General features: G+C 65.1%; 32 protein-coding genes. 21 read left to right on the top strand and 11 right to left on the bottom strand.

Features of this window, described 5'->3' with window-relative positions:
• Positions 1 to 278: cation efflux transmembrane domain-containing protein (locus CGK74_RS15070; protein ID WP_133091890.1), on the bottom strand; the 278-nt coding region annotated here is incomplete at its 3' end.
• A gap of 109 nt (positions 279 to 387) precedes the next feature.
• On the opposite strand from CGK74_RS15070, the gene cadR reads away from it, so the two are divergent.
• The 6 genes from cadR (at position 388) to CGK74_RS15040 (ending at position 4468) form a co-directional block, all read left to right on the top strand.
• The gene (gene cadR, locus CGK74_RS15065) at positions 388 to 822 is read left to right on the top strand and encodes a Cd(II)/Pb(II)-responsive transcriptional regulator (protein WP_094269267.1); all 435 of its coding nucleotides are present in this window, start codon (positions 388 to 390) and stop codon (positions 820 to 822) included.
• Positions 823 to 898: 76 nt separating this feature from the next.
• Positions 899 to 1237 carry a DUF2946 family protein gene (locus tag CGK74_RS15060; protein WP_094269266.1) on the top strand — a complete coding sequence of 113 codons (339 nt, stop codon included), beginning with the start codon at positions 899 to 901 and terminating at the stop codon, positions 1235 to 1237.
• Between the two features lie 138 nt (positions 1238 to 1375).
• Entirely contained in the window at positions 1376 to 1801 is a 426-nt protein-coding gene (locus CGK74_RS15055) for a disulfide bond formation protein B (RefSeq protein ID WP_094269265.1), read from the top strand.
• Positions 1798 to 2454, top strand: a complete 657-nt coding sequence (locus CGK74_RS15050; RefSeq protein ID WP_094269264.1) for a DsbA family protein — start codon at positions 1798 to 1800, stop codon at positions 2452 to 2454. The genes CGK74_RS15055 and CGK74_RS15050 overlap by 4 nt, the downstream gene beginning before the upstream one ends.
• A gap of 91 nt (positions 2455 to 2545) precedes the next feature.
• Positions 2546 to 3589 (top strand): DMT family transporter, encoded by a 1044-nt coding sequence (locus CGK74_RS15045; RefSeq protein WP_094269263.1) that lies wholly within the window; start codon positions 2546 to 2548, stop codon positions 3587 to 3589.
• Between the two features lie 405 nt (positions 3590 to 3994).
• Complete coding sequence (locus CGK74_RS15040; protein WP_094269262.1) at positions 3995 to 4468, top strand: PaaI family thioesterase; 474 nt, start codon at positions 3995 to 3997, stop codon at positions 4466 to 4468.
• 137 nt (positions 4469 to 4605) lie between these two features.
• On the opposite strand, the gene CGK74_RS15035 is transcribed toward CGK74_RS15040, so the two are convergent.
• The 4 genes from CGK74_RS15035 to CGK74_RS19275 are packed head-to-tail and all read right to left on the bottom strand — an operon-like array spanning position 4606 to position 7069.
• On the bottom strand, positions 4606 to 5049 hold the full coding sequence (locus CGK74_RS15035; protein WP_094269261.1) for a bacteriohemerythrin: 444 nt from the start codon (positions 5047 to 5049) through the stop codon (positions 4606 to 4608).
• Between the two features lie 38 nt (positions 5050 to 5087).
• Positions 5088 to 5660: a hemerythrin domain-containing protein gene (locus CGK74_RS15030; protein WP_094269260.1), complete on the bottom strand. Its 573-nt coding sequence runs from the start codon at positions 5658 to 5660 to the stop codon at positions 5088 to 5090.
• 31 nt (positions 5661 to 5691) lie between these two features.
• A complete protein-coding gene (locus CGK74_RS15025) occupies positions 5692 to 6405 on the bottom strand; it encodes an ABC transporter ATP-binding protein (protein WP_094269259.1) in 714 nt (237 codons plus the stop codon).
• Positions 6398 to 7069: an ABC transporter permease subunit gene (locus CGK74_RS19275; RefSeq protein WP_094269258.1), complete on the bottom strand. Its 672-nt coding sequence runs from the start codon at positions 7067 to 7069 to the stop codon at positions 6398 to 6400. The genes CGK74_RS15025 and CGK74_RS19275 overlap by 8 nt, the downstream gene beginning before the upstream one ends.
• 105 nt (positions 7070 to 7174) lie before the next feature.
• Between CGK74_RS19275 and benB the strand changes: the two genes are divergently transcribed.
• The 6 genes from benB to CGK74_RS14990 all read left to right on the top strand — a co-directional run bounded on the left by benB (position 7175) and on the right by CGK74_RS14990 (position 12480).
• Positions 7175 to 7663 carry a benzoate 1,2-dioxygenase small subunit gene (gene benB / locus CGK74_RS15015; RefSeq protein ID WP_094269257.1) on the top strand — a complete coding sequence of 163 codons (489 nt, stop codon included), beginning with the start codon at positions 7175 to 7177 and terminating at the stop codon, positions 7661 to 7663.
• Positions 7664 to 7736: 73 nt separating this feature from the next.
• Complete coding sequence (benC, locus tag CGK74_RS15010) at positions 7737 to 8747, top strand: benzoate 1,2-dioxygenase electron transfer component BenC (protein WP_094269256.1); 1011 nt, start codon at positions 7737 to 7739, stop codon at positions 8745 to 8747.
• 27 nt (positions 8748 to 8774) lie between these two features.
• Positions 8775 to 9551, top strand: coding sequence for a 1,6-dihydroxycyclohexa-2,4-diene-1-carboxylate dehydrogenase (locus tag CGK74_RS15005; RefSeq protein ID WP_094269255.1), 777 nt, complete (start codon positions 8775 to 8777; stop codon positions 9549 to 9551).
• A 304-nt stretch (positions 9552 to 9855) separates the two neighbouring features.
• Positions 9856 to 10818 carry an AraC family transcriptional regulator gene (locus tag CGK74_RS15000; RefSeq protein ID WP_240498743.1) on the top strand — a complete coding sequence of 321 codons (963 nt, stop codon included), beginning with the start codon at positions 9856 to 9858 and terminating at the stop codon, positions 10816 to 10818.
• Between the two features lie 24 nt (positions 10819 to 10842).
• Entirely contained in the window at positions 10843 to 11241 is a 399-nt protein-coding gene (locus tag CGK74_RS14995) for a RidA family protein (RefSeq protein WP_094269254.1), read from the top strand.
• 6 nt (positions 11242 to 11247) lie between these two features.
• Positions 11248 to 12480 (top strand): benzoate/H(+) symporter BenE family transporter, encoded by a 1233-nt coding sequence (locus CGK74_RS14990; RefSeq protein WP_094269253.1) that lies wholly within the window; start codon positions 11248 to 11250, stop codon positions 12478 to 12480.
• A gap of 199 nt (positions 12481 to 12679) precedes the next feature.
• On the opposite strand, the gene CGK74_RS14985 is transcribed toward CGK74_RS14990, so the two are convergent.
• From CGK74_RS14985 to CGK74_RS14960, 6 genes are all read right to left on the bottom strand, one after another.
• Entirely contained in the window at positions 12680 to 13492 is an 813-nt protein-coding gene (locus CGK74_RS14985) for an ion transporter (protein ID WP_206186267.1), read from the bottom strand.
• Between the two features lie 72 nt (positions 13493 to 13564).
• Positions 13565 to 14527 (bottom strand): TerC family protein, encoded by a 963-nt coding sequence (locus CGK74_RS14980; protein WP_094269252.1) that lies wholly within the window; start codon positions 14525 to 14527, stop codon positions 13565 to 13567.
• A 265-nt stretch (positions 14528 to 14792) separates the two neighbouring features.
• Positions 14793 to 16121, bottom strand: coding sequence for a ferredoxin reductase family protein (locus CGK74_RS14975; protein ID WP_094269251.1), 1329 nt, complete (start codon positions 16119 to 16121; stop codon positions 14793 to 14795).
• A 10-nt stretch (positions 16122 to 16131) separates the two neighbouring features.
• Complete coding sequence (locus CGK74_RS14970; protein WP_094269250.1) at positions 16132 to 16623, bottom strand: diheme cytochrome c; 492 nt, start codon at positions 16621 to 16623, stop codon at positions 16132 to 16134.
• A 21-nt stretch (positions 16624 to 16644) separates the two neighbouring features.
• Positions 16645 to 17061 carry a DUF1924 domain-containing protein gene (locus tag CGK74_RS14965; RefSeq protein WP_094269249.1) on the bottom strand — a complete coding sequence of 139 codons (417 nt, stop codon included), beginning with the start codon at positions 17059 to 17061 and terminating at the stop codon, positions 16645 to 16647.
• 171 nt (positions 17062 to 17232) lie between these two features.
• The gene (locus tag CGK74_RS14960) at positions 17233 to 18573 is read right to left on the bottom strand and encodes a ferredoxin reductase family protein (protein WP_094269248.1); all 1341 of its coding nucleotides are present in this window, start codon (positions 18571 to 18573) and stop codon (positions 17233 to 17235) included.
• A gap of 225 nt (positions 18574 to 18798) precedes the next feature.
• On the opposite strand from CGK74_RS14960, the gene CGK74_RS14955 reads away from it, so the two are divergent.
• From CGK74_RS14955 to CGK74_RS14915, 9 genes are all read left to right on the top strand, one after another.
• Positions 18799 to 19251, top strand: a complete 453-nt coding sequence (locus CGK74_RS14955; RefSeq protein WP_094269247.1) for a hypothetical protein — start codon at positions 18799 to 18801, stop codon at positions 19249 to 19251.
• A 4-nt stretch (positions 19252 to 19255) separates the two neighbouring features.
• Positions 19256 to 20152 carry a cation diffusion facilitator family transporter gene (locus CGK74_RS14950; RefSeq protein WP_094269246.1) on the top strand — a complete coding sequence of 299 codons (897 nt, stop codon included), beginning with the start codon at positions 19256 to 19258 and terminating at the stop codon, positions 20150 to 20152.
• Between the two features lie 113 nt (positions 20153 to 20265).
• Positions 20266 to 22824, top strand: a complete 2559-nt coding sequence (locus CGK74_RS14945) for a cation-translocating P-type ATPase (protein WP_094269245.1) — start codon at positions 20266 to 20268, stop codon at positions 22822 to 22824.
• Between the two features lie 266 nt (positions 22825 to 23090).
• Positions 23091 to 24221: a tyrosine-type recombinase/integrase gene (locus CGK74_RS14940; protein WP_094269244.1), complete on the top strand. Its 1131-nt coding sequence runs from the start codon at positions 23091 to 23093 to the stop codon at positions 24219 to 24221.
• A 94-nt stretch (positions 24222 to 24315) separates the two neighbouring features.
• Positions 24316 to 24744 carry a hypothetical protein gene (locus CGK74_RS14935; RefSeq protein WP_094269243.1) on the top strand — a complete coding sequence of 143 codons (429 nt, stop codon included), beginning with the start codon at positions 24316 to 24318 and terminating at the stop codon, positions 24742 to 24744.
• 111 nt (positions 24745 to 24855) lie between these two features.
• Positions 24856 to 25389 carry a hypothetical protein gene (locus CGK74_RS14930; RefSeq protein WP_133091888.1) on the top strand — a complete coding sequence of 178 codons (534 nt, stop codon included), beginning with the start codon at positions 24856 to 24858 and terminating at the stop codon, positions 25387 to 25389.
• A 71-nt stretch (positions 25390 to 25460) separates the two neighbouring features.
• Entirely contained in the window at positions 25461 to 25724 is a 264-nt protein-coding gene (locus CGK74_RS14925; protein ID WP_094269241.1) for a MerR family transcriptional regulator, read from the top strand.
• A gap of 15 nt (positions 25725 to 25739) precedes the next feature.
• The gene (locus CGK74_RS14920) at positions 25740 to 25979 is read left to right on the top strand and encodes a hypothetical protein (RefSeq protein ID WP_094269240.1); all 240 of its coding nucleotides are present in this window, start codon (positions 25740 to 25742) and stop codon (positions 25977 to 25979) included.
• Positions 25976 to 26172, top strand: a 197-nt coding sequence (locus tag CGK74_RS14915) for a PriCT-2 domain-containing protein (RefSeq protein WP_133091886.1), incomplete at its 3' end; no start/stop codon positions are given. The genes CGK74_RS14920 and CGK74_RS14915, both read left to right, overlap by 4 nt.

Here is a 26172-nt window from a genome sequence, read left to right as displayed (position 1 = left end):
GCGCCGAACAGCGCCATCGCCACACCCTTGAGCAGGGCCGCGCGTGCGCGCCACATCACCCCCCACGACAGCACGGTCAGCGACAGCGTGTAGTTGGCGGCGTCGCCGGCGAAATCGAGGGCATCGGCCCACAAGGCGACCGAGCCGGCAGCCAGGCCGGCGACGAATTCGACCAGGAACATCGCCGCGTTGACGATCAAGGCGATCCACAAGGCCCGGCGGAAGCGTGGGCTCGCCGCGCTGGCATCGCAGGCGGAATGGGAACAACAACCGGACATGGCGTTCTCCTGTTGGCGGGAAGAGGGGCAGGCCTGCATGACACACCCTGTAGCCGCTACAGGGTCAACGGGCTATGCTGACGACACGCCGCAATGAGGAGAAGCCGTGATGAAGATCGGTGAATTGGCCAAAGCGGCCCACGTCGAGGTCGAGACCATCCGCTACTACGAGCGGATCGGGCTGTTGCCCGCGCCTGCCCGCAGCCACAACGGCTATCGGGCCTACGCGGGCATGCATCTCGAGCGCCTGGCCTTCATCCGTCACTGCCGGGCGCTGGACATTGCCCTGGCCGACGTCGCGCGGCTGCTGCGCTTCGTAGATGACCCCTCCGCCGAGTGCGGTGAGGTCGATGCGCTCATCGACACCCAGCTCGCCCGTGTCCGCGCGCGCCTCGACAGCCTGCGCACGCTCGAAGACCAACTCGTTGCCCTGCGCAGCCAGTGCGGCGCCCCGGATCGTGCTGCGCAATGCGGCATCCTGCATGAGCTCGAAGCACCGACGCTAGGCGATGCCTGCGTGTGCCACGGAGAGCGTCCGCAGTGATGTGCAGGCCTGGGCCGGTTCGTTCATGGTCGCGATGGGGGCGTCAGTCTCCGTCCTGCGGTTAGAATCGCCGCCCATGCGCCATTGGTTTGCCATCCTGCTCCTGCTGCTCGTGCCGCTCCAGTTCGCCTCGGCGGGCATGGAGGCGTACTGCCTTCAGTCGAGTGGACTCGCGACCAGCCATGGCGGCCACCCTCCGCATGGCTGCCAGATGGATGAAGGCGATATCGGGAAGGAGGGCAGGCTTCACACCGACTGCGCCTTCTGCCAGGTTCTGGCGGGCGCGGTGCTGCTGGATGCAGGCCGCCTGCCGCTGACAGGCGCGGGCCAGGTTTTCGTCGACACCGTGCAGGATAGCCTCGCTTCGGCACCGGTGGCCGAGCCTGAACGCCCCAAGTGGCGCCGCGCTGCCTGAGCGGCAGCCCCCCCCTTTGCTTCTCCCGTCGAGCACGCACCGCCCTGTCGCGGCGGCGTGCTCCATTGCGGACTTCTCTGCACGCCTGGGGATGCCGCACCTCCCGTAGCCCGGGAGGCAAACCTTGAGACCGACTCAATGCAAGACAAACGAACCCAATGGTGGTGGCTGATGGCCGCCTGGGCGGTGGCCCTGATATCCACGCTCGGCGCGCTCTTCATCGGTGAGGTGATGGGCATGACGCCCTGCGTGCTGTGCTGGTACCAGCGCATCGCGATGTTCCCGCTGGCCATCATCCTGAGCATGGCCGTGTTCACCGAGGACCGGCGCGGCGCGGTGTATGCGATGCCGTTCGCGCTGGCTGGCCTCGCCCTCGCGGCCTATCACTGCGCGCTGATTGCCGGCTGGGTGCCCCAGTGGTGGGTGCCTTGTGGCACCGGCCCCTCGTGCAGCCAGCAAGCCCTGGTCATCCTTGGCGACATCCAGATTCCATGGCTGTCGCTGGCGGCCTTCTTCGCTATCGCCGCCGCCCTGACGATCTATCTGATAAGGACCCGTAAATGAACACACGAAAACTGCTGGCACTCGCCGTGCTGCTGATCCTCGGCCTGGCGTTCTACTTCGGCATGGACGCCTACCGTGATCGCACGCAGGCCGAGCAGGACACGCGCGTCGCCGTGGAAGCAAGCCGCCTCGTGCGGATGCACACCCCGATCATCGGGCCGCAGAACGCGCCGGTCACCATCGTCGAGTTCTTCGACCCCGCCTGCGAGACGTGCCGCGCCTTCTATCCGCTCGTCAAGCAGATCATGGCCCAGCATCCGGGCAAGGTCCGCCTCGCGCTGCGCTATGCGCCCTTCCACCACGGCTCGGACCAGGTGGTGAAGCTGATGGAGGCGGCACGCAAGCAGGGACTCTACACCCCTGTGCTCGAAGCGCTGCTGGCCGCGCAACCGCAGTGGGCGGACCATGCGGCGCCCAATCTCGATCTCGCCTTCGAGGCAGCCGCGCGCGCCGGCCTGGATATGGGGCGCGCCCGGCAGGACATGGAGACGCCCGAGATCCAGGCCGTGATCGCGCAGGACGTCGAGGATCTGACCGCACTGCAGGTGAACAAGACCCCCACCTTCTTCGTCAACGGACGCAGCCTGCCCAGCTTTGGTCCTGAGCAACTGGCAAGCCTGGTGGCCGAGGAGGTCGCCACGTCGCGCCCGTAACGGGCTGCTGGCACAGCGCTGGGGGCACAATGGAAGCGACCGCGTTCAGCGTGCCCCGTTTTTTGGGAGGCCTGCCGGATCTGGCGAGGTCATGAACAACATCTACGTCATCCACGCTCTGCTCGCGGCAGCCTTGTTCGGTGCGAGCACCCCGTTCGCCAAACTGCTCGTCGGCGAGATGTCGCCCTGGTTGTTGGCGGGATTGCTGTATCTCGGGAGTGGAGTCGGGCTGGCTGTGGCGCGGCTGATCCGCGACCGCACCTGGCGCCCCTCTGGACTCGCCGAGGGCGAATGGCCCTGGTTGCTTGGCGCGATTTTCTTCGGTGGCGTACTCGGGCCGCTCGCATTGATGTTCGGCCTGATGCGTACCAGCGGCTCGACGGCTTCACTGCTGCTCAACCTTGAAGCGGTGCTGACCGCCGTGATCGCCTGGGTTGTCTTCAAGGAAAACGCCGACCGCCGCATCGTGCTCGGCATGCTTGCCATCGTGGCGGGCGGGGCGGTGCTCTCCTGGCCGGGCGGTGATGCGGGGACAAGTGATTGGTACGGGCCCTTCGCCATCGTTGCTGCCTGCCTGTGCTGGGCCATCGACAACAACCTGACGCGGAGAGTCGCAGCCTCGGATGCGCTGTTCATCGCCGGTGCGAAAGGTGCGGTGGCGGGCTCGGTCAATGCAGGGCTGGCGTTCGCACTTGGCGCCAGTCTGCCCGCTGGCCCGATCCTGCTCGGGACCCTGGCCGTCGGTCTGCTGGGCTACGGCATCAGCTTGGTGCTCTTCGTGCTGGCGCTGCGCGCACTGGGCACGGCGCGCACCGGTGCCTATTTTTCCACGGCACCCTTCATCGGCGCGGCCTTTTCCCTTGTGCTGCTCGGTGAATCGACCTCACCGGCATTCTGGCTCGCTTCCGCCCTGATGGTCTGGGGCGTGTGGCTGCACCTCACCGAGCACCACGAGCACGAGCATGTGCACGAGCCGATGGAACACAGTCATCGGCATGTCCACGATGCGCACCACCAGCACGAGCATGACTTCGGATGGATCGGCGAGGAGCCTCACGAACATTGGCACCGGCATGAGGCGATGGTGCACAAACATCCACACTTTCCGGACATGCATCACCGGCATTTGCATTGATCGACTCAGCACCGACGTACTACTCGCAAGTTACAGGTTCAGGCGGCGGCTTGGCTTAGTAACCTGACGCAGAACCATCGAGATGACGAGTGTCTCTTACGGGTCGGTAGCACCAGCTGGCAGGATGGAGAAGCCGCCGTTCACCGTCGCCTGACGCTCGAACGACAGGTGAGCAGCACATTGCTGCCTGACTGCCCCATCAAGCCACCGGCAGCTGAGGCCAAGTTGTATGAGTTGCACCTACGCCGGGTTTCGGATTGAAGCAGCCGTTCAGACGATCGCTTTCAGTTCGAATCAGAAAGCCATTGGCGGAATTTGCATGCAGCTTGTCCGTGCCCGCAATCCGCGGCGAGGCGCGTTCCGCATAGCATCAAGGCACCACAGACGTCTCGAGAGGACAACAACATGAAGGCATTCCAGGACTACTACCCCGAGAACCTCGCCCACTGTTACGGCTGCGGCCGCAACAATGAGCACGGGCACCAGATCAAGACCGTCTGGGATGGCGACGAAACGGTGACCCGTTTCCAGCCGAAGCCGGAGCACACTGCGATTCCCGGTTTCGTCTATGGCGGCCTGCTCGCCTCGCTCATTGATTGCCACGGCACGGGTACGGCCGCGGCGGCCATGTATCGCGCCGAGAACCGGCCGATGGACAGCCAGCCCCCGTTCCGTTTCGTGACCGGGTCACTGCACGTGAGCTATCTCAAGCCCACCCCGCTTGGCCCGGAACTCGAGATCCGGGGTCAGGTAAAGGAGATCAAGGGCCGCAAGGTCGTGGTCGAGGCGACCGTCTTCGCCGATGGTGTCGCCACGGCCAAGGGCGAGATTGTCGCGCTGCAGATGCCCGACACCTTCACCAGTGCCGCGGCAAACTGAGTGACCGCGTAAAAAAATGGCCCGCCGAAGCGGGCCAAACCCGAAATCACCCCCGCGCCTTGCGGCGCGAGAGGCAACCACGACGCACATCCTGATTTCGGGGAGGGAGATCGTCTGCAGCACGAAGCTGCCGAGGCTCAGGCCTTGGCGGAATCGCGACGGAACACCAGCGGCGCGCCGCCGTGCGAGCGCTTGACCATCCACTGCGCGAGCGCCGAATCCATGTAGTCGGCATGGCCGGGGAACCAGTCCACCAGCGCCTGTGCCAGCTCGCGCACCAGGACGACATTGCCCGCGGCAAGCTCCTGCTGCACTTCGCGCACCGAGGCCAGCACCTTGGCGTGCTCGTCAATGTGGCAATCGGCGGCCGGGAAATCCGTGCCCCTCATCCAGCCGTCTTCCTGCTCGAAATGGGCCACGGCATGCGCGGCAAACGCGTCCAGGGCTTGCGCCAGTCCGGCGTCCGGCGCCGTCAGCAGCGTATCGACCAGGGTCACGAACTCGCGGTGGGTGTCGTCCATCGCCGTGTAGCCGAGCAAGTAGCGGTCCGTCCAGTCGAACCCCGGGGGCGTTTCCGTCATGTCTGTCTCCGATGATTGCCGGACGCTTCGCCCGGCTGTCAGCCGCCCAGCCCCACCGGAGCTGGCGCCATATTCACGATGCGGGTGAACAGCGCGGCATACTCGCCGGCCGCACCCTGCCACGGATTATCGTTGGCCAGGAAGGCAGCGTCGATCTCGGCCCAGTCCTCCGCCGTCAGGTGCTTCCGGGCGAGGGGAAACACCAGGTGCTCCTCGGTGTTCATGTGCTGCCACTCGAACTCGATGTAGGCCTTGAGCGCCGCCTGGTAGGCGGCGAAGGCCGACGCGCCCGCGCGTCGGTAGGCTTCCAGCGCGGCGCGCAGTTCAGCGATGCGGGCGTCGCCCTGCGTGTGTTCCTGTTCGAGCTGCTCGATGACGGGCAGCACCTCGTCGCAGCGCTGGCGCAGCTTGGCGAACAGGTAGGTGTTCTCCTTCGGGTGGTGCACCTTCTCGGGCACGTTCTCGATGTAGTCGATCATCGACGCCATCAGGTCGAAGTCGGGTGTCAGCCGCCCGGCCTCGATCCCGCTGGCGAGCGCACGCAGGCCGCTCAGCATCGCCGCCAGGGCGCGGTGTTCGTCGTGGATGATGTCCAGGGATTTGTAGCTCATGGTTGGGTTCCTTGCGAACGCGGTTCGGGACTCAGACGCCGAGGTGCTTCTGGATCAGTTCGGGCTGCGCGCGGATCTCGTCGCTGCTGCCGTCGAACACCACCTGCCCTTTCACCAGGATCATCGCGCGGTCGCAAATGCTGGTGACCGCGCCGTGGTTCTTGTCCACGATCACGGTGGCGATGCCGGTCTTGCGGATCTCCTTGACGATGCGCCAGATCTCCATCGCGATCAGCGGCGCCAGGCCTTCGGTGGCCTCGTCGAGGATCAGCAGGTCCGGGTTGGTCATCAGCGCGCGGCCAATGGTGAGCATCTGCTGCTCGCCGCCCGACAGTTGCCAGCCACCGTTGTTGATGCGCTCGCCCAGACGCGGGAAGGTCGCCATCACGCGGTCGAAGGTCCACTCGCGGCGACCGTCGATGCCGGCGCGCGCCGACATCAGCAGGTTCTCGCGCACCGTAAGGCTCTTGAAGATGCCGCGCCCTTCCGGCACGTAGGCGATGCCCTGCTGCGCGATCTGGTAGGTGCGCGCCTTGCTGCGGTCGTCGCCGCGCACCATCACGCGGCCGTGGCGCGGACGCACCAGGCCCAGCATGCTCTTGATCAGCGTCGACTTGCCCATGCCATTGCGGCCCATCAGGGCGATGCCTTCGCCTTCGCGGATGTTGAAGTCGATGCCGTGCAGGATGTGGCTGGCACCGTAGTAGGTGTGAATTTCCTTGGCTTCGAGCAGCATGTTAGACATGGAAGCTGTCCTCCGTACCCAGATAGGCCTGCTGGACGGCCACGCTGGCCTTGATCTGCGCGGGGGGGCCGCACTCCAGCAGTTGCCCGTTGACCATCACCGTGATCATGTCCGCCACCGCGAAGACGGCGTCCATGTCGTGCTCCACCAGCAGGATGCCGCGCGTCTGGCGCAGGCGCTTGAGCACCTCGACCATGCTGGCGGACTCCTCCGAGCCCATGCCGGCGAGCGGCTCGTCGAGCAGCAGCACCTGGGCGTCGGTGGCCAGCACCATGGCGATCTCCAGCTGGCGCTGCTCGCCGTGGCTGAGCACGCCCGATACCCAGTCGACACGCTTGCCCTTGGTGCGCAGGACGAAGAGCCCGATCACGAAGGCGGCGAGTGCTGACAGACCGATCGAGGCCGGCAGCACGTACCACAGGCTGGCGGCTTCGTACTGCGGGCTCAGGATCGCCACCGCGTAGGCGGCGATGCCGAAGTAGGCCGCATGGCCGAAGCTGACCAGGCCGGTGAAGCCCACCAGCAGGTCCAGGCTCATGGCGAAGATCGCCATCACCAGGATCTTGCCGACGATCTCGATGTAGAAGGACTCGCCCGACAGCGGCACGCAGGCGATGATCGCGAGCGCGACGAGCTTGGGAATGAGGGAAGCGTGTGCGTTCATGGTCTCAGCCTTTCTTCAGGATGCCTTCGGGGCGCCACAGCAGGACCACGGCCATCACCACGTACACGACGATGCCGTACAGCTCGGGAACCGGAGACAAACGACATGAGCATTTCCTACGAGAACCTGTGCGCCTTCCTGTACCGTGAGGCCCGTTACCTGGACGACCGCGACTGGGACAGCTGGCTGGCGATGTACGACGAGAACTGCACCTTCTGGATGCCGTCCTGGGATGACGACGGCGAGCTGACCGAGAATCCGCAGACCGAGATCTCGCTGATCTGGTACGGCCGCCGCGCCGGTCTGGAAGACCGCGTGTTCCGCATCCGCACCGAGCGTTCGAGCGCGACCATCCCCGACACGCGCACCAGCCACATGCTGGCGAACATCGAGGTGCTCGAGCAGACCGACCGCCAGGTCAAGCTGCGCTTCAACTGGCACACGATGAGCGTGCGCTACAACCACACCGACCACTTCTGCGGCACCAGCTTCTACACCCTGGACGTGTCGGGTGAGCAGCCGCTGATCAAGGAGAAGAAGGTGGTGCTGAAGACGGACTACATCCGTCACGTCATCGACGTTTATCACGTCTAACAACGAGGGTCTGGCGCCGCTGCACGCCGCTTGCGACGGCAGCGGCCGACCACGCCCCGACACGGAGACAACCATGACATTCAAGATCGCGCTGAACTTCGAGGACGGCGTCACCCGCTTCATCGACTGCAACGCCAGCGAGACGGTGGCCGACGCGGCCTACCGCCAGGGCGTCAACGTGCCCATCGACTGCCGCGACGGGGCCTGCGGCGCGTGCAAGTGCAAGGCCGAATCCGGCAAGTACGAGCTGGGCTTCTACATCGACGACGCGATGAGCGAGGAAGAAGCCAGCCTCGGCTACGTGCTCACCTGCCAGATGAACCCCAAGAGCGACTGCGTGGTGAACGTGCCCGCCTCGTCGGAAGTGTGCAAGATCAGGCACGCCACGCTGACTGCCGCGGTGGCCGAAGTGCGCCAGCTGTCGCCGAGCACCATCAGCCTGGTGCTGCAGGGCGACGGCATCAGGAAGCTGGCTTTCCTGCCCGGCCAGTACGCCAACCTGGAAGTGCCCGGCACCGCGCAGACCCGTGCCTACTCGTTCAGCGCCATGCCGGTCGAGGGCAAGGTCAGCTTCCTGATCCGCAATGTGCCCAACGGCCTGATGAGCGGCTACCTCACCGGCAACGCCCAGCCCGGCGACTCGATCAAGCTCGCCGGCCCAATCGGCAGCTTCTACCTGCGCGACGTGGTGCGCCCGGTGCTGATGCTCGCCGGCGGCACGGGGCTGGCTCCCTTCCTCGCCATGCTCGACAAGCTGGTCGCCAGTGGTGGCAGCGCGCACCCCGTCCACCTCATCTACGGCGTCAACACCGATGCCGACGTGGTCGAGCTCGATCGCCTGGACGCCTTCAAGGCCGCCCTGCCCAACTTCAGCTACGACGTGTGCGTGGTGGCCGACGACAGCAACTGGCCGAAGAAGGGCTACGTCACCGCCCACATCGAACCCGCCCATCTCAACGAAGGCGAGGTCGACATCTACCTGTGCGGCCCGCCGCCGATGGTCGAGGCAGTCGCGCACGACCTGCGCCAGCGCAAGGTGGAGCCCAAGAGCTTCCACTACGAGAAATTCGCGGCCAGCGTCTGAGCGCTGCCCATTCCGTCAGGAGCGACAATGGCAAACCGTTTCAAGAACAAAGTGGCCGTGATCACCGGTGCCGCACAAGGCATCGGCAAGCGCGTCGCCGAGAAGATGGCCAAGGAGAAAGGCATCCTGGTGCTGGTCGATCGGTCGGAGATCGTGCACGAGGTGGCCCAGGACCTGTCCGGTAAGGTCGAGGTGCTTAGCCTCACTGCCGATCTGGAAAAGTTCGCCGAGTGCCAGCGCGTCATGGACACCGCCGTGGCGAAGTTCGGCCGCATCGACATCCTGGTGAACAACGTCGGTGGCACGATCTGGACCAAGCCCTACGAGCACTACGGTGAAGAAGAGATCGAAGCCGAAGTGCGGCGCTCGCTGTTCCCGACGCTGTGGTGCTGCCGTGCGGCCCTGCCCTACATGCTGGAGAAGGGCAAGGGCGCCATCGTCAACGTGTCCTCGATCGCCACGCGCGGGGTCAATCGCGTGCCCTACGGGGCAGCCAAGGGCGGCGTGAATGCCCTGACGGCCTGCCTCGCCTTCGAGACCGCCGAACGTGGCATCCGCGTCAACGCCACCGCACCCGGCGCCACCGAGGCCCCGCCGCGCCTGGTCCCGCGCAACACCCAGGAACAGAGCGAACAGGAAAAGCACTGGTACAAGCAGATCTACAGCCAGTCGATCGACAGCAGCCTGATGAAGCGCTACGGCACGCTCGACGAGCAGGCCGACCCCATCCTCTTCCTCGCTTCCGATGACGCTGCCTACATCACCGGCACCGTGCTGCCGGTCGGTGGTGGCGACATGGGCTGATTGCGGCGTTCTCTCCCTCCCCTCGGACGCCGTGGCCGCGCTGCTCCCTTCGGACAGCGCGGCTTTTTTTACGCCCGCCGAGAGCGGGTCCGCGCCATCAAAAAAACTTTCGTATGACGCTATAGACACACCTTTTATTCGCCAATAAACTCGAGATTATTCGATATCTCGACTATACGTACACCCAAGAAGCCGGAGTCGCTTACTAACGGCGCCAGCCCGCAGCCCTGGCGGAGAGGAGAAATAGGATGACCCACGGACTTCGGTCTCGCATGCATGCACGCAGCTCCACCCCGGGAGCCGCATGATGCCCCTCCAGTTCCTCAACTGCGCCAGCAGCGTCTTCGCCGCCGCCAACCCCTTCGAGGTTTCCGAGTACGTGCGCGCCAACGTGGGTTCGCACAGCCTGCGCCTGTCCAACGCCGGTGACGCCAGCGCGTCGCTGAGCCACCGCCGCGCCGGCATGCTGGACCTGTGCCGCCTCAGCTACGGCGCACAGGCGCGCATCCTCTCCGAGGGTCTGGGCGACATCTACCATGCCCAGTTCATCCTGCGCGGCCACTGCCGCTACACGCTGCCCGACACCACGCTCGACCTGTCCGCGGGCCATGTGCTGGTCATCAACCCGGACGAACCGCTGGACCTGACCTACTCGGACGACTGCGAGAAGTTCATCCTGCGCATCCCCTCGCCGATGCTCGACGACGCCTGTGCCGAGCACCGCTGGTTCAAGCCCAACGAACGCATCAAGTTCAGCCAGGTGCCGCACAAGTTCGAGGACATCGACAGCCTGCTGATCCTGCTGCGTCTGCTCTGCGAAGAGGCCGAATCGGACATGGCCACCCCGCAGATGCTGCAGCACTACAACCGCGTGGTGACGACCAAGCTGATGGTCATGCTCAAGCACAACGTCAGCATGGTCACGCCGACCCAGCGCGCTCCCAGCTTCGAGCGTCTGGTCAATTACATCGACCGCAACATCAAGCTCGAGCTCACGGCGGAACAGCTGGCCCAGTACGCCGGCCTCAGCCTGCGCTCGCTCTACATGCTGTTCGAGAAGAACACCAAGACCACGCCCAAGAACTTCGTGCGCCAGAAGAAGCTCGAGCAGGTTCACGCCATCCTCACCAACCCGGCGCAGTGCTGTCCCAACGTCACCGCCGTGGCGCTGGAATACGGCTTCACCCATCTGGGCCGCTTCTCCGAACTCTACAAGTCGACCTATGGCGTGCTGCCTTCGCAGTCCATCCGCTGTCGCCAGTCCTGAAACACCCCAAGCACGGAATCACCCATGGAACGCCTTGCGATCAATCCCCCTGAACTCTTCTCCGGCAAGGCTTTCAGCCAGACCTTCTCCATCCGCGGCCACGAACGGCTGATCTTCGTCTCCGGCCAGGTCGACTGCGACAAGGATGGCAAGGTGCGCAATCCGGACGACCTCGAAGCGCAGCTCAAGGGCACGCTGGACAACCTCGAGATCGCGCTGCGCGCGCAGGGCGCCGGCATGCGCGATCTGGTCCATGTGACCATCTACGTGGTCGGCCTGCAGCCCGAGCAGACCGCCCGCATCCGCGAGATCCGCTCGGCCTACTTCGATCCCGAGTGCCCGCCCGCGGTCACTCTGCTCGGCATCGAGCGCCTGGCCTTCCCCGGCCTGCGGGTCGAAATCGACATCATCGCCGCACAGTAAGTCCCGATGATCGCGCATCTCGAACGCCCGGCCGGGCCCGCGCCCGGCTGGCGTCGTCTGCTTACCGACCTGGGTCCGGGCTACCTCGCAAACGGCCTGATCGGTTTCATCTTTTCGGCCACCGGGCCGGTCGCCATCATCCTCGCCGTCGGCACGCGCGGCGGGCTGACGCAGGCCGAGCTGGCGTCCTGGGTGTTCGGCGTGTTCTTCATCAACGGCCTGCTGACGCTGGCGATGAGCTGGCGCTACCGCATGCCGCTCGGCTTCGCGTGGACCATCCCCGGCACGGTGCTCGTTGGCCCTGCCCTGCAGCACCTGAGCTTTGCCGAAGTCATCGGCGCCTTCTACGCCACCAGCGCGGTGGTGCTGCTGATGGGCCTGAGCGGCTGGGTCAAGCGCTTCATGCAGGCGCTGCCCATGCCCATCGTCATGGGCATGGTGGCGGGCGTCTTCCTGCGCTTCGGGCTGGATCTGGTGCGGGCGCTGCACAGCGACGTCGGCATCGCCGGCCCCATGGTGATCGCATTCCTGCTGCTGTCGGCTGTTCCTGCCCTGGGACGCCGTCTGCCGCCGGTGATCGGCGCCCTGCTCGCCGGCGCACTCGCCATCGCCCTGCTCGGACGCATCGACGCCGCAGCGCTGGGCAGCCTTGCACTAGCCCAACCGCTGGTGCAGGCGCCAGTCTGGTCGGTCGCGGCAATGGTCGAGCTGGTCGTGCCGCTGGCAATCACCGTGCTGGTGGTGCAGAACGGCCAGGGCGTCGCCGTGCTGAAGGCCGCCGGCCACGAACCGCCGGTCAACACCATCGCGGCCGTGTGCGGCATCGGCGCGGCGCTCAGCGCGGCGGTCGGCGCCGTCAGAACCTGCCTGACCGGCCCCACCAACGCCTTGCTCACCTCGTCGGGCGAGCGCCACCGCCACTACATCGGCGCCCTGTGCTTCGGCACCTTCGGCATCCTCTTCGGCCTGATGGCGCCCACCTTCACCGGCCTGATGCTGGCCGCGCCGGCCGAATTCATCATGGTGCTGGGCGGTCTGGCGATGCTGCGCGTGCTGCAGGGCGCCTTCCTCGCCTCCTTCGGCGGCAAGTTCTCTCTCGGCGCCCTCATCAGCCTCCTCGTTACCGTCGCCGACATCAGCCTGTTCAACATCGGCGCGGCATTCTGGGGTCTGGTCGCAGGCTTTGCGGTGTCGTGGCTGATGGAAAAGGGCGACTTCATCGCCGCGGCGCGAGGCTAGCACGGCGGCTGCGGCCGGGCCGATACGTGCTGGCCGGAAGCTGACCTAGGATCGGAAACCGGCCTGACCCGGACCTTCCTCCCATGCGTTGCCTCGATCGAGGATCAACGGCAGCCATGTGGAAGTTGTTTCCAGTAGCGGCAGCCGGCCATCATGCTCAACACCGAATTACGAGCAGCTATCCATTACGGCCGGCTCGTTACGACCGGGCACCTTGCCGTGCGGCGGCCTGTTCGCTGCGTAGCGCGGCCAATTCCGCACGCAAGGCCCTGATCTCGACCAGCACCTCGTTGTGATCGACCTCGACCAGATCGCGCGTTTTCGCCTGCTCTTCCTGCTCGACCGCGCTCATCGCGTCCACCACGATGGCGATGAAGAGGTTGAGCACCGCGAAGGAGGTCAGCAGGATGAACAGGACGAAGAACACCCAGGCATAGGGATGCGCCTCCATGACCGGGCGGGCGATGCCCATCGACCACGACTCCAGCGTCATGACCTGGAACAGGGTGTAGAACGATGCCCCGATGGTGCCGAACCATTCCGGAAAATCGGCGCCGAAGAGCTTCGTGGTCATCACCGAGGCCACGTAGAAGACCAGCAGCAACAGCGTGACCACCGAGCCCATGCCCGGGATGGCCTTGAGCAGCGCACTCACCACCTTGCGCATCGAGGGCACCACCGAGACGAGCCGCAGCGCACGCAGGATGCGCAGCGAACGCAGCACCTGCAGGCCTTCTCCCGTGGGGGCAAGCGTGATCGCGACGATGGCGAAGTCGAACACGTTCCAGCCGCTGCGGAAGAAGCGCTGTCGGTAGACGACCAGCTTCATGACGATCTCGACCACGAAGATGAGGAGCGCCGCCCGATCGAGCGCCAGCAACAGGTCGCCGGCCTGGGCCATGACCGAGGGCGAGGTCTCGAGCCCCAGCGTGATGGCATTGATGACGATGACGGCGATGATGAAGCGCTGGAAGCGCGCGGATTCGACGATGCGTTGTAGCGTAGCGATCATGTCAGGTATCGAAGGGATCGTTGCGTTGAGGGCCGCGCGCCACCCCACCGTGGAGCGGCACGCGGCATACGGTCAGGCCTGTGGCTTCGTCTTGCGCGCCGTGTACCAGAGGCTGGCGAACACCGAGCATGCCAGGATGGTGGCGACCACCGACAGCGACACCAGCACCGGGATCTTGAACCACTCGACGATCAGCATCTTGGTGCCGATGAAGACGAGGATGGCGGCCAGGCCGTACTTCAGCAGTTCGAAGCGGTCGCCGAGGTCGGCCAGCAGGAAGTACATCGCGCGCAGGCCGAGGATGGCGAACAGATTCGAGGTCAGGACGATGAAGGGGTCGGTGGTGATGGCGAAGATCGCCGGAATGCTGTCGACCGCGAAGATCACGTCCGAGATCTCGACCAGCACCAGGGCAAGGAAGAGCGGCGTCATCATGCGCACACCGTCGCGCATCACGAAGAAGCGCTCGCCTTCGAGCTTCTCGGTAATCGGATAGTGGTTGCGGATCCAGCGGATGAAGGGGTTCTTCTCGAGATCCGGGTCGTGCTCGGAGAACCACGCCATCTTGATGCCAGTGATGACCAGGAAGGCGCCGAAGAGGTACAGGATCCAGTGGAATTCGCTGATCAGCCAACTGCCGGCAAAGATCATGATCGTGCGCAGCACGATGGCACCGATGATGCCGTACAGCAGCACGCGGCGCTGCAGTTCCAGCGGCACCGCGAAGAAGCTGAAGATCATCATCCAGACGAAGACGTTGTCGACCGCAAGCGACTTCTCCACCAGATAACCGGTGACGAAGGCGAGCGTCTTCTCGTTGGCAAACTCGCGCCCGACGCTGCCGTCCAGATACCACCAGAGTCCGAGGGCGAACAGCATCGCCACGGTGACCCAGGCGAGCGACCATCCCGCCGCTTCCTTCAGCGACACCCGATGCTGCTTGCCGCCACCGAAGGCGAAGAGGTCCACCAGCAACATCGTCACCACGATGGCGGCAAAGGCCGTCCACATCCACCACGTTCCGATCGATTCCAAAGCGCGCTCCGCACAAAAAGAAAAAGGGCCTGTTCCCGAAGGACACAGACCCTTGCGTATGCTTTGCGCGCACGGACCTTGCCCTCGGGCAAGGTCTCGCTCGCAACTAAATCGTTGCCTGCAGCACCGGGAAGACGTCTTGCGACGGTCTGCCGTGATGACGATGCTGCAGCGTGAAAAGCTACTCCCCTTGATGGAGCGCGAGTGTATGTTGAGTCACGGCAAAGTCAAGGGGGCCGGCGGCTGGGATCGGGCGGCTGGACGTTCAACGCATCTCGAACGCCTCCTGATGAAAGCGGAAACGGCTGGCACCCATTTCATGCAGCCCCTTGCGCAGGCTGTCGGCCAGGCCCCGGGGGCCGCAGAACCAGACCTCGGTGACTGCCTCCTTTCGCGCCCGATCATCCAGCATGGCCGCGCTCAGTCTCTGCTGGCGCGCGCTGCTGATGACCTTCAGGCGAAGCGACGGAAGCTGCGCGCACAGGGTCTCCAGGCGGGCGACGAACGGATCGGATTCGCGGTCGCGCACGCAATAGTAGAAATCTGCGTCGGGCGCCTGCTCCGGCGCGGCCTGCAACGCCTCCAGCCAGGCAATGAAGGGGGTCACGCCAATGCCGCCGGCAATCCACACCTGATCCCGTTCTTCGTATCGGGTGGGCAGATTGAAGCAGCCGTATGGCCCTTCGAGCTGCATCGCCTGACCGGGCTTAAGGCGTTGGGCGAGGCCCCGGGTGTAGTCGCCCAATGCCTTGATCTGGAAGGTGATGCGGCAGTCTCCGCGATCGGCGCTGGCGATCGTGAAGGGGTGCGCGCCCTCGAGACGGTCGAAGGTGGCAAAGGCGAACTGGCCTGGGCGGTGTCCGCGCCATGCGCCGTCCAGCCGGCAGGTCACCTCGGTGACGCCCTGCCCCGGCTCGGCAACCGACTCGACGACCCCGCCGACGCGACGGCGGTGACCGATCCGGCCCATGAGGGCGAGCAGGCTGGCAACCGCGCCGGCGGCGATCAGCCCTGCCAACATCAGCCCCACCGGCTGCGTCCAGTAGTCGAGCGGCGCGAGGAAAGCGGCATGGAAGGCGAGCGCGAGGTACAGCACCGGCATCACCTTGTGCAGGTAGCGCCAGATCTTGAAGGGGAAGCGCTTCCACAGGGTGAGGACCAGCATCGCCAGCAGTGCGTAGATCGCGAACTCGCCGAGTTCCTCGGCGACGTCGCGCATGGCTTCCAGCACGCTGCTGCCGTGATCCTTGGGCAACCGCCCCTCTCGGCCCCACAGTGCCTTGATGACGTCGTCCGACATCTCGACTAGCCAGTGCAGCGCGGCGAACGTGATCGCGAGGATGCCCGCCCATTTGTGGACGCGATAGATGCGGTCCATGCCGCCGAAGGGTCGCTCCAGCCAGACGGGCCGCGTGGCGAGCACCATCGTCAGCGACATCAGCGCGAAAGACCACAGGCCGGTCAAGGTGAGCGCCTGCTCGCGCACCACCCATACGTTGGCGGGCAGGCCGGCAACGGTGCCGGCCGTCGAGAACAGTTGCCAGGCCCAGGCCAGCGTGACCAGGGCAACGAAGGCGGTCAGAAAGCGCTTCATGGCCGCCCCTTCAATCGTCCTCGAAATAGCCTTTCTCGGCGTCGATGTGGCACGCGGCACAGTTGGCCTTGCTGCCGACGTCCTTGCGCGTCCAGTCGGATCTCGGCACTTCGTCATGCTCGCGCACCCACTTCGGCAGTTCGGTGATGCGAAGCGGTGCATCCCCTGCCCGCAGGCCGCGCAGCAGCTTGCTCGCCTGTCCTGGCGCATCGCCGGCATGATCGACCAGATACCGCGTGATTGCGGCGGTGGTCTCGGCATCGAGGCTGGCGTCGTCGCCGAAGTGGTTCTCGAGGCCACCCATCATGCGCTTCCACGAAGCCGCCGGCAGCATCGACGGCGGAAAGGCGATGTGGCAGCTGGCACATTCCTGCAGGGTGCGTGCGTCGGTGACTGGCGCGTAGTAGTCGTCGTCGCCGGCCTGGGCGCGCCCGAACAGCAGCACGGTCACGGCCAGGGCGGCGACACCGAGGGCAAGGGGGCGAAGGGCGGTGGCTTTCATGATGTTCTCCGGGAAGGTTGCTTACTGACTCGTCATCCAGGCGAGCCAGTCGCCCTTTTCGCGCGGCGTGCATTCGCGGCCGAGCACCTCGGTGCAGTTGCGCTTGAACCATTTCTCGACCTTGGCCGGATCGCTGTAGCGAGTGGCCACCGCGGATAGCGCCATCGGCTCGATGGCCTTTCCGGTGCGGGTCTTGCCGGGCGCGCGGGCATCGTCACCGTGGCACGAGGTGCAAGCGGGGGTGTCGGGCTTGCCGAGGCCATAGCGGGTGCGGTGCAGGGTTTGGCCACGCTCGGCGGAGAAGCCCGCGAAGGCGGCGTCGGCAGCACGCGCCTCGGCGGCGTAGCGGGCGATGAGATCTGCAGGTGGGGCAGCGAGTACGCCGGCGCTCGCACCGAGGCAGCACAGGAGCGCAATCGCGCGCAATTTGCTGTTCATGGTTCGTTCCTTGATCTGGGCAGATGGCTTGACCGGACGGGCATCACGGATGCCCTTCGTCCTGAATCGGTGCCCAGTGTGCAAGTGCCCGAATGAATCGAACCTGAACGCGAGACGTCAGTGCCGCACGGACGGCGGACGGGAGCGCGGACCCGCGCCCCGGCGCGGTACTCAGCGCATGTCGAACAGTTCCTGATGGAAGTCCTTCGCCGCCAGCCCCCTGGCGAAGAACCCTTCGCGCAGGGCCTGGCCGAAACCGCCAGGCCCGCAGAACCAGACGTCCGCCTCGGCCCATCCCGGCACCGTTTCGCAGATGCGTGCGACATCGAGGCGGCCGTCGCGCGCGCTGATCAGGACATGCAGTTTCACGCCCGCCGCCTGCGCATCGCGCTGCAGCCGCTGGATGAACTCGTCGTCGGGTTCGGCGGTGCTGTAGAAGAGATCGACCTCGCGCCCGTCGGGCATCACGGCCAGCGCCTTCATGCGGGCGATGAAGGGCGTGATGCCGATGCCGCCGCCCACCCAGATCTGCCTGCGCTTGTCGCTGGCACCGGTGTTCGCGAAATCGAAGCGGCCATAAGGCCCCTCAACCGTCACGAGGTCGCCGACCCGCAGCAGTTCGGGCAAGCGGGCGGTGTAGTCGCCGATGCCCTTGATCAGGAAGAACAGCCGGCCATCCCCCTGCCAGCCCGACGAGATGGTGAAGGGGTGCGCCCCTTCGTCCGTGGAGAAGGTCACGAAGGCGAACTGCCCCGCCTCGTGCCCAGGCCAGCGGTCCTTGAACCGGATCGCCACCTTGAGCACCCGGTTGTCGGCAAAGTTCACCAGTTCCTCGATCTCGCCGACCGCCTTGCGCCGATGACCGACGCGCCCCGTCAGCGACACCGCGGCGGCAACGCTGCCGCCGGCCATCAGAAGGGCGAGCACGACGCCCATCGGCTGGGTCCAGTAGCCAAAGGGCGTCAACACCACCGAGTGGAACACGAGCGCAAGATAGGCCAGCGCCAGCAGGCGGTGGGTCTTGAAGAAGAGCCGGTAGGGGAAACGCTTGACGAGCGCGATCACGATCAGCGCTACGGCTGCATAGAAGGCCCACTCGCCGACCGATTCCGCCAGGCCGCGCTGTGCGCGAAAGAAGATCTCCACCGGGTCGGTCAGTTCGGGTCTCGGCCCGCGTTCCGGCTTGACCAGCCAGCCCCAGCCTACCGCCCATTTGGTGCCCTGCGCCCACAGCCAGTGTACGACGGAGAAGACGAGACCGGTGATGCCCAGCCACTTGTGCAGACGGTAGGTCTTGTCCAGCCCGTCGAGCAGGGGTTCGATCCGCACCGGGCGCAGCGCCAGGATCATGCCCACGCTCATCACGCCCATGCCGATCACCCCGGTGTAGTTGATCGCCACGGTGCGCAGGGCGAAGTATTCGTAGCCGTTCGGCAGCAGCGGGTCGGCCAGCCACCACAGCAGGCTCAGCAACAGCAGGAGTCCCGCGTACGCAAACTGGATATGTTTCATGTCCACTCCATTCGGTTAAAGCCAGCAGCGGATTCGCCGCTGCGGGTCGCCCAGCCAACAGGCGATCCGGTGGAAGTATTCACGATGATCGTCCATCTCGCCTTGTGAAAAGGCAAACAAGCGCTCGATCCCGGTGTCACGCCGCCAACACAGAACCGGCAGTTCAGCTTGGGTTCAGGGTCGTGGCGTCATGCTCCCGCCGGTCATGACCACGGAGTCCTTTCGATGAAGACCACGACCCTGCTCTCCGCCCTGCTGCTCGCGGGCGCCGCCGGCATTGCCGCTCAGGCATACGCCGCCGCGGACGACCCCGCCCTCCTGTCGCGGGACGCCTGCACCACCGTTCGCCACGAGCTCGACGCCATCGACGCGCATCTGCGCGAGTCACAGGCCAATCCCGCGGGACAGTCCCCCGCTTCCGACGGTCCCGGCAAACTGGCGCTCGCCCTGAGCCCGCACCTCGACGCCTTGCAGACACGATTGCCCGCACAAGGAACGCAGCGCGCGCAGGCGAGCATGCTGCTGAGCGACATGCGCGACGCCCTGGTCCTGATCCGCGGCGCCTCGCATGCCGACGCGCGCCAACTCGCGATCATGCGAGTCGAAGGCGATCTTCGTCACTACAATGGGGTCCTGAAATCACTGGCGTGCCCCACGTCCAGACCAACCGCCCTATGAGCCGATGACATCCTTCACGCCGCGCCAGGCCCTGCTGCTCTCGCTGGCCGCAGCACTGACCACGATCGTCATGAAGACCGGGGCCTGGTGGCTCACCGGCTCGGTCGGCTATCTGTCCGACGCACTCGAGTCGGTGGTCAACCTGGCTGGCGCCGGTTTTGCGCTGTGGATGGTGTCCTATGCGCGTCAGCCCGCCGACGACGAACACCAGTACGGCCATGGCAAGGCCGAATACTTTTCGGCCGCCTTCGAGGGCGGCCTCATCTTCATCGCCGCGCTGATCATCCTGCTCACCGCGGGCGAGCGCCTGCTCAACCCTCAACCGGTCGGCGCGCTAGGCCTCGGCACCCTGCTGTCGGTCGGCGCGAGCCTGATCAACTTCTTCGTCGCCCGCGTGCTGCTGGAGGTTGGCCGCGTGCACCGCTCACTGGCGCTCGAGGCGGATGCCCGCCACCTGATGGCCGACGTATGGACCACGGCCGGCGTGGTCTGCGGCGTCGGCCTGGCCTTCGCCACCGGCTGGAGCTGGCTCGACCCCCTTGTCGCCGGCGCCGTCGCGCTCAACATCCTGCGCGAAGGCTGGGAGCTGATGCGGCGTTCGATCGACGGCCTCATGGATCGGGCGCTGCCTGAAGCCGAGATTGCCGCGATCGAGCGCACCCTTGGCGAAAACTCGCCGCCGGGATGCTTCCATGGCAAGCTCACCACGCGCGCGGCGGGCGCGATGCACTTCGCCCACGTCGAGCTGTACGTACCCGGGGACTGGACGGTCGCGGAGGCCCATGAACTCGCCCACGCGCTCGAGCATGTGGTGGAGGCACGCACCGGCGCCCGTCTTGCCATCCACCTTGAACCGTTGCCCTCTTCGGGCCCCTCATCCGCTGTGACCGTTCAGGCCTGACACATCGCATTTGAAACAGATCGATCAGGGGTGGCATTCGGCCATCGTGCGGCCCCGAGCAACAGAATAGCGGCACGCGCCGCGAATCGTGCGCGTCTGAAGAGGTTCCGCGAATGAACACTGCCGGTAGCGCCTCCCCCTCCGGACTCAGCGCCGAACAGGCCACTCGCCAGCTCGCGCTCGATGGGCCGAACGAACTGCCCCGACAACCGCGCCGGACGGGCTGGCACATTATGCTGGAAGTAGCGCGTGAGCCCATGTTCCAGCTGCTGGCAACAGCGGTGTCGATCTACTTCGTTCTCGGAGACCTTGCGGAGGCCAGTGTGTTGCTGGCATTTCTCGCCGTCATTGTGGCAATCACCCTGGTGCAGGAGCGGCGGACAGAGCGCGTGCTCGAAGCATTGCGCGACATGACCAGTCCTCGTGCGTTGGTTTGGCGGGACGGCGCGCCCTGTCGTGTGGCCGGTCGCGAACTCGTGCGCGGGGATCTCATCGAGCTGGCGGAGGGCGATCGCGTTCCAGCCGACGCGCGACTTCTTGTATCCAATGACCTGGCGGTGGACGAGTCGCTGCTCAGCGGTGAGTCCCTTCCAGTCGCCAAAACGGCGTTGGCGGCCAAAGGTGATACGCGCTCGACGGCTTCAAGCCGGATCTTCGCTGGGACGATGGTGGTTGCAGGGCGGGCTTTTGCCGAAGTTACGGCAACCGGCGCCCGCAGCGAGATCGGCCGTATCGGAACGGTGCTCGGAAACATCGAGGCCGAATCGACCCCTTTGCATAGACAGACGCGACAACTCGTGCGCTGGTTCTCGGTGCTCGGCCTGGTGGTGAGTGCAGCCGTGGGACTCCTCTTCTTCGTCACCCAGGGCGACTGGCTGGGCGCAATGCTGGCTGGCATCACAATGGCGATGTCGATGCTGCCCCAGGAGTTCCTGCTGATCCTCACGGTCTTCATGGCCATGGGTGCCTGGCGTCTGTCGCAACGCCGCGTACTCACACGCCGCGCGGCCACGATCGAAGCCCTGGGGGCCGCGACGGTCCTGTGCACCGACAAGACCGGCACGCTCACGCGGAACCAGATGGGCATCGAGAGGCTGGTCTGCTTCACGGCCGAGGGGGCGCTGCGCTGGCAGGCCGGCGAAGGCTTCCTGGACGAGCCGTTTCAGTCTCTGCTTCGCCATGGGATGCTGGCCTGCGAGGAGGCGCCCTTCGACCCGATGGAGCGGGCATTCCACACGCTGGCGCAGTCCGCTCTCGCGCCTCTCGCAGAAAAACCGGTGCTCGTGCACGAATACGGACTGAGCCCCGAGCTGCCCGTCATGGCCCACGTGTGGCGCATGGCCGGCCAACAGGACCACACGGTGGCTGCCAAAGGGGCCCCGGAAAGCATCGTCCGCCTGTGCAACTTGCCGGAAGCATTGCGGGAACAGGTCCTGAAGGAAGCGAGCGCCCTGGCCGAGCGCGGCATGCGCGTACTGGCCGTCGCCTCGGCCTCCTTTCGCGGCACCGACTGGCCAGTGAGCCCGCAAGGTTTCGATTTCCGCCTGCTCGGCCTCGTGGCCCTGGCCGACCCGCTGCGCGACACGGTTCCGCGCGCCGTGCAGGAGTGCCGACGCGCAGGCATTCGCGTGCTGATGATCACTGGCGACCATCCGGGCACCGCTTGCGCCATCGCGCGCCAGGCGGGCATCGATGGCGATGCAGGCTTGCTGCTCGGCGACGAGGTGGCCAGGCTGGATGACGCAGCCCTGCAGCGTGCGGTGAGCACCACGACGGTCTTTGCCCGCGTTGCCCCCCAGCAGAAGCTGCGCATCGTCCAGGCGCTGAAGGCCAATGGTGCGGTGGTCGCGATGACGGGCGACGGCGTCAATGACGCGCCCTCACTGAAGGCAGCCCACATCGGTATCGCCATGGGCAGCCGCGGCACCGACGTCGCACGCGAGGCGTCCTCGCTGGTGCTGCTCGACGACGACTTCGGCACGCTCGCCCAGGCGGTTCGGCTGGGGCGGAGGATCTACGACAACATCGTGAAGGCCTCGCGCTTCGTCTTCGCGGTGCATGTGCCCATCGCCGGCCTGACGCTCATCCCGATGCTGTTCGGCTGGCCGCTGATGTTCACACCGATGCACATCGCGTTCCTCGAGATCGTCATCGATCCCGTCTGTTCGATCGTGTTCGAAGCGGAGGACGAGGAACCCGACCTGATGGAACGCATGCCACGCGCCCCGTCCGCTCCCCTTTTCTCACCGTCGATGATTGCCCAGAGCCTGCTCCAGGGCTGTGTCGTCCTGCTTCTGGTCGGCGGCTTCTACGGCTGGCTCCTGCATGAAGGCCTGTCGGACGATACGGCGCGCGCAGCGGCCTTCATCGCCTTGATCGCGTCGAACATCGCACTGATCCTGGCGAACCGAACACTTCGCGGCGACGTCAGGGCCGTGTTCCAGACCGGCAACCGAGCCTTGTGGACCATGGCCCTTACGATACTGGCGCTGCTCTCTGCTGCGCTTCTCTTTGCGCCTATGCGTCGGCTATTCGGGTTCGCGCTGCCGGATCTCGCACTGCTCGGCTCAGCCATTGGCGTGGGCGCCGTTGCCCTGCTTGCGCTCTTGGCTCAGCAGCACTTGATGGCTGCAATCATGCGCTCACGCCAGTCCATGACCTCCAGCCCCTGAACGCTTCCCTTGCTGCACATGATTCTGCCAGCAGGCATCGAGCCTGCCGTATGGACGCAAAAAAGCCGGCTCGAAGGCCGGCTTTCAATGTCTGGTGGGCGGTACTGGGATCGAACCAGTGACCCCTGCCGTGTGAAGGCAGGATTTTAGGTTAATTTGAGTTCGTCAAAGTCCGTAAGTCACTGTTTTTTCTATAACCAAGTTCCTTGCAGTTCGCTCAAGTTCGTGATAATTTTCCGTACAGTTTCCGTACAAGCAAAATGACTATGACGAACGACATCACCACGGCAGGCGGTAGAAAGCGCCTTGCGCCGCGCCGAGAACCCTACTGGCATCGGATCACGGCCGGTAACTTCCTGGGCTATCGGAAGCTGGAGGATGGTGATGGCACGTGGGTAGCTCGCCACCGTGACGAGACCGGGAAACAGCACTACAACGCCCTTGGAACGTTCCAGAAGTTCGACGCAGCCGAGAAGAAGGCGCGCGAATGGTTCGACCAGTGCGAAGGCGGATCGCCCGAGGTGCTGACCGTGGAGCAAGCCTGCAAGCGGTACGTGGAGGACCGCCGCAACGAGAAAGGCGAGAACACCGCAAAGGATGCCGAGGGGCGTTTCCGTCGGCTCGTGTATGGCAGCGCCTTCGGGAAGATCGAGCTCGCCTCGCTGCGCACCGCGCATATCACCGACTGGCGCAACAAGCTGGTGGACATTGACGAGGACGACGACGACCCGGACGCCGAGCGCAAGGCGAAGGACTCCGCGAACAGGAACCTCGCCACGCTCAAAGCCGCGCTGAACCTCGCCTATCGGATGGGCTTCGTATCGACCACCGCCCAATGGGATCGCGTCGAGAGCTTCCAGAAGGTCGGCAGGCGCCGCGAACGGTTCCTCACCGTGGCAGAGCGCAAGAAGCTGATAGCGGCCGCCTCGCCGGCTCTTACGCGCCTTCTGCGTGCCGTCCTGCTGACTGCTGCGCGACCGGGAGAACTGGCGAGCGCCACCGTGGGCGACTTGGACCCCGCTGGCCTTCTGACCCTACAGGGCAAGACCGGGCGCCGCATCATCCCGCTATCGCCCGACGCCCTCGCCCACCTCAAGACCTGCGCCGGCAAGCGACCCCTAGAAGCGCCGCTGCTGACACGCGCCGATGGAAAGGCATGGACGCGGTTCGACTGGCGCGACGAAATGAGCGAGGCCCGCACGACTGCCGGCCTCCCTGATGACGTGGTGCTCTACAACCTGCGCCACGTCGCCATCAGTGAAATGATCGTCGGCGGTATCGACCCGCTGACCGTGGCACGGATCGCCGGCACATCCGTTGCGATGATCCAGCGCCACTACGGACACCTTGCCAAGGAACGCATCGTCGAGAAGTTGGCGAAGGTGAAGATGTTGTAACCGCCGCCTGACGGACTCAGGCAAGGCGAGCCGGCAACGGTCTGGACCACCGCCGCCGACTCTAACCATGAAGCAATCAAAGGAGAATCACATCATGGCTACCACCGAACATAACATCTTCCTGAACCCTGCCGAACTGGCAACGGAGATTCGCGCCGTCATGGAGGCAGACAACCAGTTGCACCGTGAAGAACTCGCCAAGCGCATCGCAACCAAGATGCTCGAGGCCGCACGTCAGCCTGCCCCTCCACCGGAGGTAATCACTCGGTTCGCAGGCATTGATGGCAGAGGGATCGAGAGCCGCCTGGACGCGCTAGGCGCGATTGATCGCCGCCTGAACCAGATCAAGGGCATTGCGGCATTGCTTGGCATGGCCGATAGGATCTTCCACGACGTTCCGGACCATGCGTTCAACAATGCTTCATGGGCGCTGCAAGATCTGGCCGAAGAGACTGAGGAGCTTGTGCGGATTCTCGGGAAGATGCCGGCAGACGATCCGCCGAAGCAACTGAGCGCGATCTGATGACATACGCCCGGATCGCTCCGGGCACGATCACGCCGCGCCTAGGTCGGCCAACCGAAAACGGGGACACCCTGCCCCGCTGGCGCGGCACCTATCACCAGGGTTCGCCGCATGGGTGGGCGTATGGAAATAGATGCGCGACTGCAAAGCCTGATCGACGCGACGGCACGCCAATACATCGAGATCAGCACGACCTGGCTTGATCAGCGCAGGGAGAACTGCGCCTATTCGCTCGGTGACGCCGCGACCTATGACACTGCCGAATGGGTGCGATTTCTGAGATGGGAAATTGGCCTGATCGCATCCAATGAAGACGGATCGCCCGATGACTACGAGCGTCTAGACGCACTCATGGGACGAATCGCGCTCATTTCATCCGCGATGGCAGGCATAGATACTGCGGAGTTCGCTGCTTACAAGGTTCAAGGAAAAGGCGCCGCCGCAAAGTGGGCGCGAGACCCGAGAGCAGCCGAGAAAGCAATGATTCGCGCGAGGTGGGAATCCTGGCCTGATCGACTTGCGCACAGGCGATACAAGGCTGCATTTGCTCGCGCAATGCTGGACCAATGCCAACACCTGACCGACGAAAAGACCATAACCGACTGGTGCAGGGAGTGGGAGCGCAAAGAATCGGAGTCCTGCTAGCACAAAGGTTTTTTGCTATTCGGATGAAGTAAAAAATCAGGGCGTACTTCAACAAACGGAGCACGCCCGAAATGAACACCACCAGCACCACCGCGCACGCTCAACAGTGCGCCCCCTCCCCCGCCGCGCCGGCCGTCTATTCCGTCAAGGACTTCTGCGCCGCGCACGGCATCACCAAAGTCACCCTCTACAAGCTGCTGAAGGAAGGGATCGGCCCACGCATCATGAAGGTGGGCACGCGCACCCTGATTAGCCTGGAAGCTGCCGCCGAATGGCGCCGCCGAATGGAAGAAGGCGCGCAAGTCATGCCCGGCCGCCGTACCTCGTCGCACTGATGGAGGGCGCAGGCAATGACCGAAAAAGAAAAGGGCGCGATCCCTTTCGAGAGCGCACCCCAAGGGGACACTGCTTCCGTTGATTCTATCGCACCTGGACCCGAGCGCGGCATCTACAACCCGCTGACCTGGCGCGCTGACCCAATCGCTTGCAAGCGTGGTGAGATCGGCCGCACAACACCCGAGGCGCTGGCCTGGCTGGCATTCACCGGCCTGATGATGCTCGCCGGCTGGCTGTGGGAGGGCGCGCGATGAGGCCGAACGGACACGACCCCGAGCGCGCCCGCCGTGCCCTGTGGAGTCTGGACGCCGGTGCAGAGCGTAACGAGTGGGTGCGCGCCGCAATGGCAGCCAAGGCCGCCGGCCTGACGTTCGAGGACTTCGACCAGTGGAGCGCGACCGCAGGCAACTACGCAGGGCAAGCCGACTGCGCCGCCGTGTGGCGAAG

This window comes from Thauera propionica (assembly GCF_002245655.1).
Classification (GTDB): Bacteria; Pseudomonadota; Gammaproteobacteria; order Burkholderiales; family Rhodocyclaceae; genus Thauera; species Thauera propionica.
The sequence above is the reverse complement of the archived record's forward strand: the minus strand, read 5'-3'. Positions and strand labels throughout refer to the sequence as shown.